This is a genomic window from Streptomyces sp. NPDC058335, assembly GCF_042723915.1.
In the GTDB taxonomy this organism is placed as follows: Bacteria; Actinomycetota; Actinomycetes; order Streptomycetales; family Streptomycetaceae; genus Streptomyces.
Genome location: NZ_JBHXHX010000001.1, coordinates 635,710 through 651,344, shown reverse-complemented (window position 1 = coordinate 651,344; position 15,635 = coordinate 635,710). Strand labels below are relative to the sequence as shown.

The following is a 15,635-nucleotide window of genomic DNA, read 5'->3' as shown; positions in this document are numbered from 1 at the left end:
GCCCGCTCGGGAAGCGCCGCCGCAAGGGCGAGGCCGTCCGTCCGGACGGCGGAAGGACGGCGGTCCGTGCGGTGGGGCGGCGGCTCCGTGCGGTGGGCGGGCCGCGAAGCCGTGCCGACGGGAGGATGACTCCTTCCTGTTCCACGCCCCGCCCCCGCCCACGCCCGCCACGGCGAACCGGGTCAGGCGGCCTTCGCCACCCCCTCCCGGTGTCTGCGGATGATGTCCGCGTAATGGCGTCCGGTGCCCTTGATCGTGCGGGTCTGGGTGCGGTAGTCGACGTGGACCAGACCGAACCGCTTGTCGTAGCCGTACGCCCATTCGAAGTTGTCCAGCAGCGACCAGGCGAAGTACCCGGCCAGCGGTGCCCCCTTACGGGCGGCGGAGGCGCAGGCCGCGAGGTGTCCGGCGAGGTAGGCCTGACGCTGGGGGTCGTCGACGGTGCCGTCGGGGCGGACGACGTCCGGGTAGGCGGAACCGTTTTCCGTGACATACAGGCGGCGGGCGCCGTACTCGTCGGTCAGGCGCAGCAGCAGTGCCTCGATGCCGCTCGGGTCGACCTCCCAGTCCATGCCGGTGCGCTGTACGCCGGTGCGGCGCACGGAACGGGCGTACGGGGCGGGTCCGTCGGGGTCGTCGGTGACGGTGGCCGGGAAGTAGTAGTTCAGGCCGAGCCAGTCGAGGGGTGCGGCGATCGTCTCCACGTCGCCCTGCCGTTCCGGCAGTTCGACGCCGTACACCTCGCGCATGTCGGCCGGGAAGCCTCGGCCGTGCACCGGGTCGAGCCACCAGCGGTTGGTGTGACCGTCCACCCTGCGGGCGGCGGCGAGGTCCTCGGGCCGGTCGCTCGCGGGGTGGACGGTGGAGAGGTTGTTGACGATGCCGACCTCGGCGCCGGGGGCCGCCGCGCGGATCGCCTGTACGGCGAGTCCGTGGCCGAGGAGCAGGTGGTAGGAGGCGCGGACGGCGGCCGTCAGGTCGGTCAGGCCGGGGGCCATCGTGCCTTCGAGGTGGCCGATCCACGCCGAGCACAGGGGCTCGTTGAGGGTGGTCCACTGGGAGACCCGGTCGCCCAGCCGCCCGGCGACCACCGAGGCGTACGCGGCGAAGTGCTCGGCGGTGTCGCGCTCGGGCCAGCCGCCCCGGTCCTGGAGCACCTGCGGCAGGTCCCAGTGGTAGAGGGTGACGGACGGGGTGATGCCGGCGGCCAGCAGCGTGTCGATCAACTCGTCGTAGAAGGCGAGGCCCTTGGGGTTGACCGGGCCGTCGCCGCCCGGCATCACGCGCGGCCAGGCGATCGACATCCGGTAGGCGTTGGTGCCCAGTCGGCGCATCAGGGCGATGTCCTCGCGCCAGCGGTGGTAGTGGTCGCAGGCGATGTCGCCGTGGTCGTCGCCGGCGATCTTTCCGGGGGTGTGCGAGAAGGTGTCCCAGATCGACGGCGAACGTCCGTCCTCCGCCACGGCTCCCTCGATCTGGTAGGCCGAGGTGGCCGTGCCCCACAGAAAGTCGTGGGGCAGTGCGGCGAGATCGATGGTCACGGAAGTCCTTTCAGAATCACGGAGGTTGTTCACTTCACCGCTCCCGCCGTCAGACCGGCCACGAGGTAACGCTGGAGGAGGAGGAAGCCGGCCACCACGGGCACGCTGACGACCAGCGAGGCGGCCATGATCTGGTTCCAGTACACGTCGTTGAGGGTGGAGTAGCCCTGGAGTCCGACGGCGAGGGTGCGGGTGGTGTCGTTGGTCATGACGGAGGCGAACAGCACCTCGCCCCAGGCGGTCATGAAGGCGTAGACGGCGACCGCGACGATGCCGGGGACCGCGGCCGGCACGACGATCCGGAACAGTGCCCCGAGCGGGCCGCAGCCGTCCACCAGTGCCGCCTCGTCCAGGTCTCGCGGCACCGAGTCGAAGTAACCGATCAGCATCCAGATGGAGAAGGGGAGGGAGAAGGTGAGGTACGTCAGGATCAGCCCGCCGCGCGAGCCGAACAGGGCGATGCCGGTGGCGTTGCCGATGTTGACGTAGAGGAGGAACAGCGGGAGGAGGAAGAGGATGCCGGGGAACATCTGCGTGGACAGGACGGTAACCGTGAACGTGCGTTTTCCGCGGAAGTCGTAGCGGCTCACCGCGTAGGCGCTGAACACCGCGATCACCACCGAGCAGACCGTCGCCGCACCCGCCACGATCAGCGAGTTCACGAAGTAGCGGGCGAGCGGCACGGTCGACCAGATGTCGATGTACGGCCGGATCGTCAGGTCGCTCGGCAGCCAGCGGAACGTGCCCGAGACGTCCGCCAGGGGCTTCAGGGAACTGGAGACCATCACGTACACCGGCACCAGCACGAAGCCGCTGAGCAGGGTCAGGAAGATCCGCCGGGACCACAGGAACGAACGCGGGGGCGACATCGGTGAGGTGGGTCTCGTCCGGTGAAGGTCAGGCATCGGCGGGCCTCCGTCCGCGTGAGGTGACGGCGAGGTACACGCCGGTCACGGCCAGCAGGAACAGCAGCAACAGGACCGACATCGCGGAGCCCGCGCCGAAGTTCCAGGTGACGAACGAGGCTTGGTAGATGTGGACCGAGACGAGATCCGCGGCCTCCGGGGCGGCCTTGCCGAACAGGACGTAGGGCGTGTTGAAGTCGTTGAACGTCCACAGGAACAGCACCAGGACCAGGACCTGGTTCACGGCGCTCAGCGACGGCAGGGTGATCCTGCGGATCTGCTGCCACACGCCGGCGCCGTCCAGGGCGGCCGCCTCGTACAGCTCGCGCGGAATGTTCTGCAGGCCGGCCATCACGATGAGGAAGGCGAACGGCCAGCCCTTCCACACCGACACGGTGAGCAGGGCGTAGAAACTGTTGTCGCCGATCAGCCAGAAGGAGGGTTTGTCGGTGAGGTGCAGCTGGTCGTGCAGGACGTGGTTCACCAGGCCGTTGTCGTGCTGGAACATGAACACCCAGGTGATGACGGCCGCGTAGACCGGCAGCGCGTACGGCACCAGGAACAGCGCGCGCAGCAGGCCGCGGCCGCGGAAGGTGTCCTGCATGCAGATCGCCGCCGCCGTGCCGATCAGCCAGCACAGGCCCACCGACAGCAGGGTGAAGGCGACGGTGACCAGGAACGAGTGCAACAGGGCCTCGCCGACCGGGGCGTTGAAGTCCACGGACATCGAGTAGTTGTCGAGTCCGGCCCAGGGCGCGGTGCCCCAGTCGCGGATGTAGAACTGGGTGAGTTCCTTGAAGCTCATCACGATGCCGATGACCATCGGCACCAGGTGGACGAGGAGTTCGAGGATCAGGGCGGGCAGAAGCAGCAGGTAGGGCAGTCCGATACGGCGGATTCGCCCGGGGCGGCGGCGGGGGCCGTCCGCCGCCCCGGGCGAGTCCTTGCGCGCGGCGGCCTGCTCGGTGACCGTGGTCGTCATCGCGCTCACTTCGTCGGCATCTGCTGCTGGGCCTTCTCCAGGCGGGCCTTCACCGACTCGGTGGTCACCGCCCGTCCGGCGGCCGCTTCGGCGAACAGTTCCTTCACGGCCGTACCGACCACCGTCTCGAACTGCGACTCGTCGGCGACCTGCGGCAGGGCGGCGGCGCTCTTGGCGAGGGTGTTCTTCAGGACGGCGTTGGCGGGGGTGTTGAAGGCCGGGTCCGCCTGTGCCGAGGCGACCGGCGGGATGGAGCTGTAGGCCTTGTTGAGGATCCGCTGCTCCTCGTCGCTCGTCAGGAACTTCACGAACTCCGTGGCGCCGTCGAGGTTGTCGGTGTTCTTGAAGACGGCCAGGTTGATGCCGGCGACCATCGAGTTGACCTGCGCGCCGGCGCCGGGGGTGCCGGACCGCACGGGCACGGGCGCGATGCCGTACTTGTCCTCGTCCATGCCCTGGGACTTCAGATTGGCGGAGGCCGACTGCCAGAGCAGGAAAGCGGTCTTGCCCTTGGCGAAGTCGCTGACGGACTGGTTCTGCGCGTACTCGGCGTTGCCCTGCGGGATGACCTTGTCCTTCGCCATCAGGTCGACGTACTGCTTGACCGCGCTCACCGCGCCGTCGGAGGTGAAGTCGGGCTTGCCGTCGGCGGTGAAGAAGTCCACGCCGTGCTGCTTGGCGAAGGTGAAGACGTGGTGGACGTTTTCGGAAACGTTGGCTCCCTCGGCGCCCAGGACCTGCTTGCCCTTCGCCTGGATCTTCTTGCCGTCGGCGACCAGCTGGTCCCAGGTCGCCGGTGGTTGCGAGATCCCGGCGTCGGCGAGGAGCTGCTTGTTGTAGTAGAGCGCGTACGCCATCGAGTACAGCGGCACCGCGGCCGGGTCCTTGCCCTGCGCGCCCGTCGAGCCGAGCGCCGACTCCACGAAGCGGTCCTTGCCGCCGATCTTGGCGAAGTTCGCGTCGTCCCAGGGCAGCAGCCCGCCGGTCGCCTGGAGCGAGGCCGACCAGGTGTTGCCGATGTTCAGGACGTCGGGGCCCTGCCCGGAAGTGGTGGCGGTGAGGATCCGGTTGAGCAGGTCGGACCAGGGCACGACCTCCAGCTTCACCTTGATCCCGGTCTCCTTCTCGAACTTGTCGAGCTCGGGCTGGAGGACCTTCTTGTCGATCTCTATGCTGGCGCCCTGGTTGGACGCCCAGTAGGTCAGTTCCTTCGGCGAGTCGTCGGACCCGCTCCCGTCCGTCGACGAACCGCCGCCGCAGGCCGTCACGGCCAGGGCGAGTGACATCACGACGGCGCCTGCGGCCGCGGCTCGGATGGTGCGCATGGGTCGGCTCCCGGGTCTCTCATCAGGGCTTAATTTAGGACGTGAGTTAAACCTCGGAAGTGAGCGGCGTCAAGTGTTTCGACGAGGGTTGTGCAACTGGGGCGCGGGTCTCGGGGGCGGCTTCGGGCCCGGCCCCGCTTCCGGGGCGGCTTCCGGAAACCGTCTTCGACGGCGCCTACGACGCCGCTCTCGCGCGTACGCCCCGGAGGGGTGATCCCCCGGGGCGTACGGGTACTACGGTGCCGCCGTCAGCGCCGGCGCCGGGGCGTACCCCGTCGGCCGGGCCGTGAACGTGCCGCGGCCCTGGGTGCGGCTGCGCAGCCGGGTGGCGTAGCCGAACAGTTCCGCGAGCGGCACGGTGGCCGTCACGACGGCCGCGCCACCGCGCACCTCGGAACCGGTTACCCGACCGCGCCGGGCGGCGAGGTCACCGAGGACCCCGCCCACGGCGTCCTCGGGCACGGTGACCGTGACTTCCACAACCGGTTCCAGCAACACCATCGCGCAAGCCCGCAGGGCCTCGCGAAGGCCGAGCCGGCCCGCCGTGCGGAAGGCCATCTCGGAGGAGTCCTTCACATGGGTCGCCCCGTCGGTCAGCGTGACCCGCAGGCCGGTCACCGTGTGCCCGCCGAGGGGACCCTCGTTCAGGGCGTCCCGGCAGCCGGCCTCGACGGCACGGACGTACTCCTGCGGCACCCGTCCGCCGACCACGGCGGACCGGAAGTCGAACCCGTCCTCCAGCGGCTCCACATCGAGCACGACATGCGCGAACTGACCGGCGCCGCCGTCCTGTTTGACGTGCCGGAAGACCAGTCCGGACACGCCGCGGTCCACCGTCTCCCGGTAGGTGACGCGCGGCCGGCCGACGTTGACCTCCAGCCCGAGGGCGCGGCGGATCTTCTCCACCGCGACCTCCAGGTGCAGTTCACCCATGCCCGAGAGCACGGTCTGGCCGGTCTCGGCGTCGCTGCGCACCGTGAGCGACGGGTCCTCCTCGGCCAGCCGGGCGAGGGCCGAGGCCAGCCGGTCGGCGTCGGTGCCGCGCCGCGGTTCTACCGCCACGGAGACGACGGGGTCGGCGACCCCGGGCGGTTCCAGGACCAGCGGGGAGGCCGGCGCGCACAGGGTCGAGCCCGCGCGGGCCGCCTTCAGCCCGATCACCGCCACGATGTCCCCGGCGACCGCCCGTTCCAGCTGGGCGTGCCGGTCGGCCTGGACCCGCAGGATCCGTCCGACGCGCTCGCCGCGGTCGGCGCTCGCGTCCCATACCGCGTCTCCCTTCTCGATCGTTCCGGAGTACACCCGCAGGTAGGTGAGCCTGCCGGTGGAGGTGGCGCTGACCTTGAACGCGAGGGCAGCGAAGGGTGCGGCGGGGTCGGCCGGCCGTCGCTCGTCGACACCATCGTGCATACCGCATACAGCCGGCACGTCCAGGGGCGACGGCAGATAGGCGACCACGGCGTCGAGCAACGGCTCGATCCCGCGGTTGCGGTAGGCCGAGCCGCACAGCACGACCACCCCGTCACCGGTGCGGGTCAGGTCGCGCAGGGCCTCGGCGAGCGTCTCGGCCGAGAGCGTCTCCCGGTCGCAGAACTCCTCCAGGGCGGCGGGATGCCGTTCCGCCACGGCCTCCTCCAGCAGCCGGCGCCGGCGCCGCGCCTCGTCCCGCAGTTCCTCGGGCACGGGTCCCTCTACGGCCGTCTCGGCGCCGTCGTCCCAGGTCAGCGCCCGCATCCGGAGCAGGTCGACGACGCCGGTGAAGGCGTCCTCGGTGCCGATCGGGAGCTGGACGACGAGCGGGACGGGGTGCAGGCGTTCCCGGATCGACGCCACGGCCGTGTCGAGGTCGGCGCCCGTGCGGTCCAGCTTGTTGACGAAGGCGATCCTCGGCACGCCGTGCCGGTCGGCCTGCCGCCACACGGACTCGCTCTGCGGCTCCACGCCCGCGACGGCGTCGAACACCGCGACCGCCCCGTCCAGCACCCGCAGCGAGCGCTCCACCTCGTCGGCGAAGTCGACGTGCCCAGGGGTGTCGATCAGGTTGATGCGGTGGCCGTCCCAGTCGCAGCTGACGGCCGCGGCGAAGATGGTGATCCCACGGTCGCGCTCCTGGGGGTCGAAGTCGGTGACGGTCGTGCCGTCGTGGACCTCACCGCGCTTGTGCGTGGTCCCGGTGGCGAAGAGGATCCGCTCCGTGACGGTGGTCTTGCCCGCGTCGACGTGGGCGAGGATGCCCAGGTTGCGGACGGCGGCGAGGTGACGGTCGAGGTTGTTGCGCACGGCCCATGGCCTTTCGGGGTGTGACTCGTGAAAGGGGCAGCGCGATTTCTGACGCGACGTCAGATGACGCACGGCAGCCGTGACGACGGCTGAGGTGACAGCTGACATGACGACAGAGCGGCGACCGCGGCGGGAAGTCGTCGGGGCAGCTCTGTCGCGGGAAGCTGGGGTCTCGTCAGACCATCCGGTGTCGGCCGCGCCGCGGACACCGGACGGACGAGGACACGAGGACCACCTCGTAGCGGGAACGGGGAGCGGCGGCAGCGGTGTGGTCGCGCATGGCCGGGCTCCCCTCGTTCGTCGCGGTGCGGCGCTGCCCTGTTCGTGGGCGGCGCTCGATGGGGTGAGTCTAGGGAGGAACGGACGTGCGCGGCACGTGTTTTTCTCAGGACCGGAGAAAATGCCGGTCGAAGCGGCTTCTCAGGACGACGGCTCCGGCGTGTAGAAGTGCCGCCGTACCCTGCGCAGCCAGGCGTCGGCGGCCCTCTCGTCGGGCTGCTCGGGCAGCACGCTGCGCGCCTCCTCGAACGCCGTCTCGTACCGGCGCAGCAGCGGCAGGGCGGTCTCGGGATCGTCCGCCACCTGCTCGCCGAACCGGTGGAAGCTCTCCGGGTCGTCGACCCGGATGCTCAACTGCCCTGTGGTGTACAGCTCGTAGCCCTGGCCGCACAGCCGCTTGAGGTGCCGGGCGTGCTTGGCGGTCCGCTTGCGCGTGTCCGCGGAGAACGAGCCGTCGCCACGGCCGAGCAGCCTGCGGAACTGCTGGGTGGCGTAGCCGAGATAGGCGTCCCGGACCCGCCGGGCGCTCAGGAACGTCGTACGGATGCCCACGAGTTCGTCACCGAGCGGGGCGCGGACGTCGTACAACTCGTCGGGCAACCACACGAGTTCGGTGACCGTGGGGTTTCCACCGAGCGCGAGCCGGCACCACTTCGCGGCCTCGTGCAGGGTCCGGTCGGGTGCCGTGCCGACGTGGGACTCCTTCGGTGGGTGCAGGCCGTGCAACTCCTCGGTGGGCGCCGCGAACAGGCCCAGGCGGTCCACGTCGGAACCGGCGTGCGCGAGCCCGTAGGCGGTCGAGCCGACGACGCCTGACAGCAGGATGTTCTGGACGCTCATGGACTCCCCCGGTGCTGATCGCCGACGCCGCTGGTAGGCGGCGGGAGTCGTCATGATGCCCCGGCGACCGGCCCGGCCACCTCGCATTTTCCGATCCGCCCGAGGTTCCGGAGGAACCCCGCCGCGGGATCGCCCGGCCCCCCGCCGCGGTTCGCCCGGTGTCCCCCCGCAGGTTCGCCCGGCCCCCTGCCGCGGTTCGCCCGGTGTCCCCCGCGGGATCGCCCGGCGTCCGGGCGATCCCGCGGGGAGTATGCCCTCACCGGGTGCGCCCTGCGCCCCGCCGCCCAAGGCGTATGCCCTCACCCGTATGACCCGCTGCGCTGGTCGCCCGGGCGGGCCGGTGGTGCGGTGGGAGGCAAGTGGGAGCCGCCCGGGGCACACGTGCGCCGGGAACCCGTTCCGTCTTCAGGAGGCACACGTGATCACCCCTCGCCCGACCGGCCGCCCGTCCCGCACGGCGAAGCCCGCTGCCGCCGCGCCGGACCCGGCCGCACCGGACCCGGCCACGCCCCGTGCGGCCACGCCCGTCACGGCCGTATCCCGCACGGCGGGCCGTCGGGCCCGAGCGGCGCGCCCGGCCCGTGTGCTGGCCGCCGCGATGGCCACCGGCACGCTGCTCGCCACGGCGGCCTGTGCCGGCGGGGACGACGGCGCGGCGGCCGACTCGGAGACCGCCGCCGCGGTCGCCGAGCGGCCCCTCGCCGCGCAGACCGCCACCCCGTCGCCCACCGCCACCGGATCGGTCGCCACGCCGTCGGCGAGCGTCACCTCGCCCACCGGCGCCACCCCGTCGCCCGCCGCCCCTCTCTCCGAGACCGGCGCCCGCAACGCACTGATCACCGCGGCGGACATCGAGGACGACTGGGTCCAGGTGAAGGACCCGCAGACCTGGCGCGACAAGCTGCTCATCGGGCAGGTGGACACGGCCCAGTTCCTCACCGGGAAGGCCGAGGCCCCCGACTGCCAGCGCCTGATCGACGCGCTCTACGACGAGACCCTGCTCGGCCGTCCGTCCGGGGCGTCGGCGCTGAACGGCTTCCAGGAGGGGCAGTCCCGGCTGCTGTACCAGGTCGCCGCCTACGAGAAGGCCTCGCTCGACAAGTCGATGGACTGGCTGAAGAAGCTGCCCGACACCTGCGACCAGTTCACCCTGACCGGCGGCGACAGCGGCGAGCGTACCGTCCAGGTCGTCGAGGCCTCGCTGCCCGAGGAGGGCGACGCCCGGCAGGGTCTCACCGTGACCGTGAAGGGCGACGCGAACGGCGACCCGGTGACGCTCACCCTGGACGTCGCCGTCGTCCGCGTCGGCAACGACGCGATCACCGTCACCAACGGCGGGCTCGACGGCGCCGACGAGGACACCACCAGGACCGCAGTGGAGCAGGGCACCGAGCGGCTCAAGGAGGTCCAGGCCGGTCGTACGCCGACCCCGACGCCGAGCAACCTCGACTGAGCGATCGATCCCGACCGGGCGATCCGGCCGAGTCCCTCGCCCGCACCTCACCTCAACCGCACCGCACCGGAGCGCCCTGTCAGCCGTGACCCGCACCCCGATCGGCTGAACGGGAGCGCTCCGTCGGCCTGTTCCCCCCACCAGAACCATGTGACATATTACTGGCGTGACCAACCAATCGTCCTGTGACGTCGTGGTCGTCGGCGCCGGCATGATCGGCGCCGCCTGCGCGCTGTACGCGGCGCGTGCCGGACTGGACGTGGTCGTGGTGGACCGCGGCCCGGTGGCGGGCGGCACGACAGGAGCGGGCGAGGGCAACCTCCTCGTCTCCGACAAGGAGCCGGGCCCCGAGCTGGAACTGGCCCTGCTCTCCCGCCGGTTGTGGCGCGAGATCACCGAGGACCGAGGGCCGGACGACCACCGGCCGTCCGCCGGGGGCTCCGGCCGCGCCGTGGACGGCCACGCCATCAACGGCCGTGCCGTCGAGTACGAGCCCAAGGGCGGCCTCGTCGTCGCCTCCACCCCCGAGGCACTCACCGCCCTCACGGAGCTGGCGGCCGGACAGCGTGCCGCCGGCGTCGAGACGGTCGCCGTCGGCGCCGACCGACTCCCGGAGCTGGAACCGTACTTGGCATGCGACCTCGCGGGCGGCGTCCTGTATCCCCAGGACGCCCAGGTCATGCCCACCCTGGCCGCCGCACACCTGCTGCGCGCCTCGGGCGCCCGGGTGGAGACCGGCCGTACGGTGACCGGCGTGCTGCGCGGCGCCGACGGGGCGGTACGGGGCGTCCTGACCGACCGCGGCGACCTCCTGGCGCCCGCCGTGGTGAACGCGGCCGGGACCTGGGGCGCGGAGGTCGCCGCGCTCGCGGGCGTCTCGTTGCCGGTCCTGCCGCGCCGCGGATTCGTCCTGGTCACGGAACCGTTGCCGCGCCGGGTACGGCACAAGGTGTACTCCGCCGACTATGTGGCCGACGTCGCCAGCGACTCCGCCGCCCTCCAGACCTCGCCGGTCGTCGAGGGAACGGCGGCCGGGCCCGTGCTGATCGGCGCGAGCCGGGAACGGGTGGGCTTCGACCGGTCGTTCTCCCTGCCCGTCGTCCGGGCCCTGGCGGCGGGGGCGACACGGCTGTTCCCGTTCCTGGAGCACGTCCGGGCGATGCGCGCGTATCTCGGCTTCCGCCCCTACCTGCCCGACCATCTGCCGGCGATCGGCCCGGACCCGCGTGCGCCGGGCCTCTTCCATGCCTGTGGGCACGAGGGGGCGGGCATCGGGCTGGCGACCGGCACCGGCCACCTGATCGCGCAGACGCTGACCGGCAAGGCCCCCGACCTGGACCTCACCTCGTTCCGCCCCGACCGCTTCGCCGAGGAGGCCGCGCCGTGAACCCCCTGGAACTGGTCGGGGCCCGTCCCGGCGCGCCTTTCACCGTCACGTTCGACGGCCGGGAGATCGAGGCGCTGCCGGGGCAGACGATCGCGGCCGCGCTCTGGTCGGCGGGCGTCCTCGCCTGGCGCACCACCCGTGAAGGGGGCCGCCCGCGCGGGGTGTTCTGCGGGATCGGCGTCTGCTTCGACTGCCTGGTGACCGTGGACGGCCGCCCCGGCCGGCGCGCCTGCCTGGCACCCGCCACGCCGGGCGCCGACATCCGTACGCAGGAAGGGACGGGCCACGATGACTGAGCGGCGGCAGGTGCTCGCGGTGATCGGCGCCGGTCCGGCGGGCCTCGCCGCGGCTCTGGCGGCCGCCGCGCGAGGGGTGCGCGTGGTGCTCGTCGACTCCGCCGCCGAACCGGGCGGACAGTTCTACCGGCAGCCCGCCCCCGGCCTCGGCGCCCGGCGCCCGCAGGCCCTCCACCACCAGTGGCGGACCTGGGAGCGCCTGCGCGAGGGGCTCGCCACCCACCTCGCGGCCGGACGCGTCACGCACCTGGGTGACCATCATGTCTGGTGTGTGGAACGGGAGCCGGATGGTTTCCTCGTGCATGCGCTGCTCGGTCCCGAGCAGCGGGAGCCGGCGTCCGTGCGTGCCGACGGGGTGGTGCTGGCGACCGGCGGCTATGAGAAGGTGTGGCCGTTCCCCGGCTGGACCCTGCCCGGTGTGATCACCGCGGGCGGCGCCCAGGCCATGCTGAAGGGCGGGCTGACGCTGCCCGGCCGCACGGTGGTGGTCGCCGGCACGGGCCCGCTGCTGCTCCCCGTGGCGACCGGCCTCGCCGCGGCGGGCGCCCACGTCACGGCCCTGGTGGAATCGGCCGCCCCGGCCACTCTGGTACGTCGGTCCGCGGACCCTCGGGATGTCGTACGCCTGGCCCGCGCCCTGGCCGCACAGCCCGCCAAGCTCGCCGAGGCAGCAGGCTACGCCGCCCAACTCCTGTGCCATCGAGCTTCGGTGAGAGACCGTCAGGCAGTCGTGGAGGCTCACGGCCGGGACCGACTGGAGTCCGTCACCGTCGCCGCACTCGACCCCGAAGGCCGCCCGGTGCCCGGCACCGCAGAGCGCCTGGCCTGTGACACCCTCGCCGTCGGACACGGCCTGCTGCCGCACACCGATCTCGCGGACGGACTCGGCTGCCGCCTCGACGGGGCAGGGGTGCACGTCGACGACGAGCAGCGCACCGACGTCCCCGGCGTGTGGGCGGCCGGGGAGGCGACGGGCATCGGCGGCGCCGCCCTGTCGCTCGCCGAGGGACACATCGCCGGCCGCTCCGCCGCGGCACGCCTGAACGGCACCGCGCCCGACCCGCGCACCTGGGCCCCGGCCGCCCGGTCCCGTACGCGACTGCGGGCGTTCTTCGCCGAGTTGGGGCGGGCGTACTCGGCGCCCGTGCGGTGGGCGGAGAACGTGACCGACGCGACAGTGGTGTGCCGGTGCGAGGAGGTCACGGCGGGTGCCGTCCGCGAGGCCGTCGGCGCGCTCGGCGCGGGCGACCTGCGCACCGTGAAGCTGCTGACGCGGGCCGGGATGGGCTGGTGCCAGGGCCGGATGTGCGAGCCGGGCGTCGCGGGGGTCGCGGGCTGCGACCTCACCCCCGGCCGACGGCCGCTGGCCCGTCCCGTCCCCCTCGGAGTCCTGGCAGCGCCCCCACCACGGGACGCCGGAACGAGCCCCTGACCCGTCGCCGACGCTCACCCCACTGGCACGCCCCCCGCCCCCCGCCACCCGCCACCGCCACCGCCACCCGCAGTGCTATGTCACACACCAGCCCTCGGAGAGAGGCAGACCCCCACATGACCACCCCCCGCCCCTGGCGCGGCGTCCTCGTCGCCACCGCCCTCCCCCTCCGTGACGACCTCTCCGTCGACCTCGACCGCTATGCCGAGCACTGCGCCTGGCTGGTGGCGAACGGCTGCGACGGCGTCGTACCGAACGGCTCGCTCGGCGAATACCAGGTGCTCACACCCGAGGAACGTGCCGCGGTCGTACGGACCGCGGTGGCGGCGATCGGCGGGGAGCGTGTGATGCCGGGGGTCGCCGCGTACGGTTCGGCGGAGGCCCGCCGGTGGGCCGAGCAGGCGCGTGAGGCGGGCTGCGGTGCGGTGATGCTGCTGCCGCCCAACGCCTACCGCGCCGACGAGCGCGCGGTCGTGGCGCACTACGCGGAGGTCGCGAAGGCGGGCCTGCCGGTGGTGGCGTACAACAACCCCGTCGACACCAAGGTCGACCTCGTGCCCGAACTGCTGGCCCGGCTGCACGGCGAGGGGCTCATCCACGCGGTCAAGGAGTTCTCGGGCGACGTCCGCCGCGCCTACCGGATCGCCGAACTCGCCCCGGAACTCGATCTGCTGATCGGCGCGGACGACGTGCTGCTGGAGTTGGCGGTGGCGGGCGCCAAGGGCTGGGTGGCCGGCTACCCCAACGCACTGCCCCGCGCCTCGGTGGACCTGTACCGGGCCGCCGTCGCGGGGGACCTCACCACCGCGCTGCCGCTGTACCGGCAGCTGCACCCGCTGCTGCGCTGGGACTCACGCGTCGAGTTCGTCCAGGCCATCAAAGTGTCGATGGACGTCGTCGGCCGGCACGGCGGACCCTGCCGGCCGCCGCGCGTGCCGCTGCCGCCCGAGCAGGAGGCGGCCGTCCGCGCGGCCACCGAGAAGGCCGTCGCCGCGGGCTTGGCGTAACCCCACTGCCCGGAAAGGACTTCATGCGCAGCAAACTCGTCCTGCACGCCGTCGACTCGCACACCGAGGGCATGCCCACCCGGGTGATCACCGGCGGGATCGGCGCCATCCCCGGCGCGACGATGAACGAGCGCCGGCTGTACTTCCGTGAACACCGCGACGAGGTGCGGCAGTTGCTGATGAACGAGCCGCGTGGGCACTCCGCGATGAGCGGCGCGATCCTCCAGCCGCCGACCCGCCCGGACTGCGACTGGGGAGTGGTCTACATCGAGGTCTCCGGCTATCTGCCGATGTGCGGGCACGGCACGATCGGGGTGGCGACCGTGCTGGTGGAGACCGGCATGGTCGAGGTCGTCGAACCGGTCACCACGATCCGGCTGGACACCCCGGCCGGACTCGTGGTCGCCGAGGTGGCGGTACGCGACGGCGCGGCCACGGCGGTGACCTTGCACAACGTTCCGTCCTTCGCCGTGGCACTGGACCGCAGGATCACCCTGCCCGACGGCCGGACGGTGACGTACGACCTGGCGTACGGCGGGAACTTCTACGCGATCCTGCCGCTGGAGGAGTTCGGGCTGCCCTTCGACCGGGCCCGCAAGGACGACATCCTGGGAGCCGGACTCTCCCTCATGGAGGCGATCAACTCCGAGGCGGAGCCGGTGCATCCGCAGGACCCGTCCATCCGCGGCTGCCACCACGTCCACCTGTACGCGCCCGGCGCCACCGCCCGCCACTCGCGGCACGCGATGGCGATCCACCCGGGCTGGTTCGACCGCTCCCCCTGCGGCACGGGGACGAGCGCCCGCATGGCACAACTGCACGCACGCGGTGAACTGCCCCTGCACACCGAGTTCGTGAACGAATCCTTCATCGGCACCCGCTTCACCGGCCGGCTCCTCGGCACGGCGGAGGTCGCCGGGGTGCCGGCGGTGCTGCCCAGCTTCACCGGCCGCGCCTGGGTCACCGGCACGGCCCAGTACCTGCTCGACCCCGCGGACCCGTTCCCGGCCGGGTTCGTGCTCTGACCTCCCGAACGCGCCGCCGGGCCACGGCGGGGCCGTAGTACGCCCGCAAAACGCCGTAGATACTGAGAACCACGTGACATGGCACGAGACATGCCGTGTGACATGGCACCACCGTTCCGAGGAGATCCCGCATGGCCGCCCCGCGCAGCATCAGCCCCTCCCCCGCCGCGCCCGCGCTGCCCGTGCTGGGCGGGCGGCGGAGCAGCTACCGCGAGCGGGTCGCCGACGCGCTGCGGGCCGCGCTGATCGCGGGTGAACTGCGGCCGGGCCAGGTGTACTCGGCGCCCACGCTGGCCGCCCGCTTCGGCGTCTCGGCCACCCCGGTGCGCGAGGCGATGCTGGACCTCGCGAAGGAGGGGCTGGTCGACGCGGTCCCCAACAAGGGGTTCCGCGTCACCGACGTCTCCGACAAGCAGCTCGACGAGTACACCCACGTCCGCGCGCTCATCGAGATCCCGACCGTGGAGGCGCTGGCGACGACCGCCGACCCGGTGTCGCTGGAGGCGCTGCGTCCGGCCGCGCGGGAGATCGTCACCGCCGCGGTGGCGGGCGACCTGATCGCCTACGTCGAGGCCGACACCCGCTTCCACCTGGGCCTGCTCGCCCTGGCCGGCAACGCCCACCTGGTCGAGGTGGTCCGTGACCTGCGTGGCCGTGCCCGCCTCTACGGGCTCACCGCCCTGTCCGCCTCCGGCCGGCTGCTGGCGTCCGCCGAGGAACACCTGGAACTCCTCGACGCCCTGCTGGCCCGCGACGAGCGGGCGGTGCGCGCGGTGATGACCCGGCACCTCGGGCACGTACGCGGGCTGTGGGCGTCCGCCGACGTGTAGCCGGACGCACCGGTGCCCCTGTCGCACATGTGGCCTGTGTGATCTTTGTCGCT

The 15,635-nt window shown here is 72.3% G+C and carries 13 protein-coding genes; 7 read left to right on the top strand and 6 right to left on the bottom strand.

Annotated elements, in window-relative coordinates; translation table 11 throughout:
• Window positions 1–182: 182 nt before the first annotated feature.
• The 6 genes from ACFWJX_RS02830 to ACFWJX_RS02805 all read right to left on the bottom strand — a co-directional run bounded on the left by ACFWJX_RS02830 (window position 183) and on the right by ACFWJX_RS02805 (window position 8,152).
• A complete protein-coding gene (locus tag ACFWJX_RS02830) occupies window positions 183–1,541 on the bottom strand; it encodes a GH1 family beta-glucosidase (protein WP_383235771.1) in 1,359 nt (452 codons plus the stop codon).
• 29 nt (window positions 1,542–1,570) lie between these two features.
• A complete protein-coding gene (locus ACFWJX_RS02825) occupies window positions 1,571–2,410 on the bottom strand; it encodes a carbohydrate ABC transporter permease (RefSeq protein WP_383235946.1) in 840 nt (279 codons plus the stop codon).
• Window positions 2,411–2,438: 28 nt separating this feature from the next.
• Window positions 2,439–3,428 carry a carbohydrate ABC transporter permease gene (locus ACFWJX_RS02820; protein ID WP_383235768.1) on the bottom strand — a complete coding sequence of 330 codons (990 nt, stop codon included), beginning with the start codon at window positions 3,426–3,428 and terminating at the stop codon, window positions 2,439–2,441.
• Window positions 3,429–3,433: 5 nt separating this feature from the next.
• Window positions 3,434–4,753: an ABC transporter substrate-binding protein gene (locus ACFWJX_RS02815; RefSeq protein WP_383235765.1), complete on the bottom strand. Its 1,320-nt coding sequence runs from the start codon at window positions 4,751–4,753 to the stop codon at window positions 3,434–3,436.
• A 234-nt stretch (window positions 4,754–4,987) separates the two neighbouring features.
• Window positions 4,988–7,033: an elongation factor G gene (fusA, locus tag ACFWJX_RS02810; protein ID WP_383235762.1), complete on the bottom strand. Its 2,046-nt coding sequence runs from the start codon at window positions 7,031–7,033 to the stop codon at window positions 4,988–4,990.
• 420 nt (window positions 7,034–7,453) lie between these two features.
• The gene (locus ACFWJX_RS02805; RefSeq protein ID WP_383235759.1) at window positions 7,454–8,152 is read right to left on the bottom strand and encodes a DNA polymerase beta superfamily protein; all 699 of its coding nucleotides are present in this window, start codon (window positions 8,150–8,152) and stop codon (window positions 7,454–7,456) included.
• A gap of 598 nt (window positions 8,153–8,750) precedes the next feature.
• On the opposite strand from ACFWJX_RS02805, the gene ACFWJX_RS02800 reads away from it, so the two are divergent.
• From ACFWJX_RS02800 to ACFWJX_RS02770, 7 genes are all read left to right on the top strand, one after another.
• A complete protein-coding gene (locus tag ACFWJX_RS02800) occupies window positions 8,751–9,605 on the top strand; it encodes a hypothetical protein (protein ID WP_383235943.1) in 855 nt (284 codons plus the stop codon).
• A gap of 211 nt (window positions 9,606–9,816) precedes the next feature.
• Window positions 9,817–10,992 carry an NAD(P)/FAD-dependent oxidoreductase gene (locus ACFWJX_RS02795; RefSeq protein ID WP_383235941.1) on the top strand — a complete coding sequence of 392 codons (1,176 nt, stop codon included), beginning with the start codon at window positions 9,817–9,819 and terminating at the stop codon, window positions 10,990–10,992.
• A complete protein-coding gene (locus tag ACFWJX_RS02790) occupies window positions 10,989–11,288 on the top strand; it encodes a (2Fe-2S)-binding protein (RefSeq protein ID WP_383235756.1) in 300 nt (99 codons plus the stop codon). Before ACFWJX_RS02795 ends, ACFWJX_RS02790 begins: the two co-directional genes overlap by 4 nt.
• Window positions 11,281–12,720: an FAD-dependent oxidoreductase gene (locus ACFWJX_RS02785; protein ID WP_383235753.1), complete on the top strand. Its 1,440-nt coding sequence runs from the start codon at window positions 11,281–11,283 to the stop codon at window positions 12,718–12,720. Before ACFWJX_RS02790 ends, ACFWJX_RS02785 begins: the two co-directional genes overlap by 8 nt.
• A 116-nt stretch (window positions 12,721–12,836) precedes the next feature.
• Complete coding sequence (locus ACFWJX_RS02780; RefSeq protein ID WP_383235750.1) at window positions 12,837–13,727, top strand: dihydrodipicolinate synthase family protein; 891 nt, start codon at window positions 12,837–12,839, stop codon at window positions 13,725–13,727.
• 23 nt (window positions 13,728–13,750) lie between these two features.
• Complete coding sequence (locus ACFWJX_RS02775) at window positions 13,751–14,752, top strand: proline racemase family protein (RefSeq protein ID WP_383235747.1); 1,002 nt, start codon at window positions 13,751–13,753, stop codon at window positions 14,750–14,752.
• Window positions 14,753–14,883: 131 nt separating this feature from the next.
• Window positions 14,884–15,582: a GntR family transcriptional regulator gene (locus ACFWJX_RS02770; protein ID WP_383235744.1), complete on the top strand. Its 699-nt coding sequence runs from the start codon at window positions 14,884–14,886 to the stop codon at window positions 15,580–15,582.
• Window positions 15,583–15,635 lie beyond the last annotated feature (53 nt).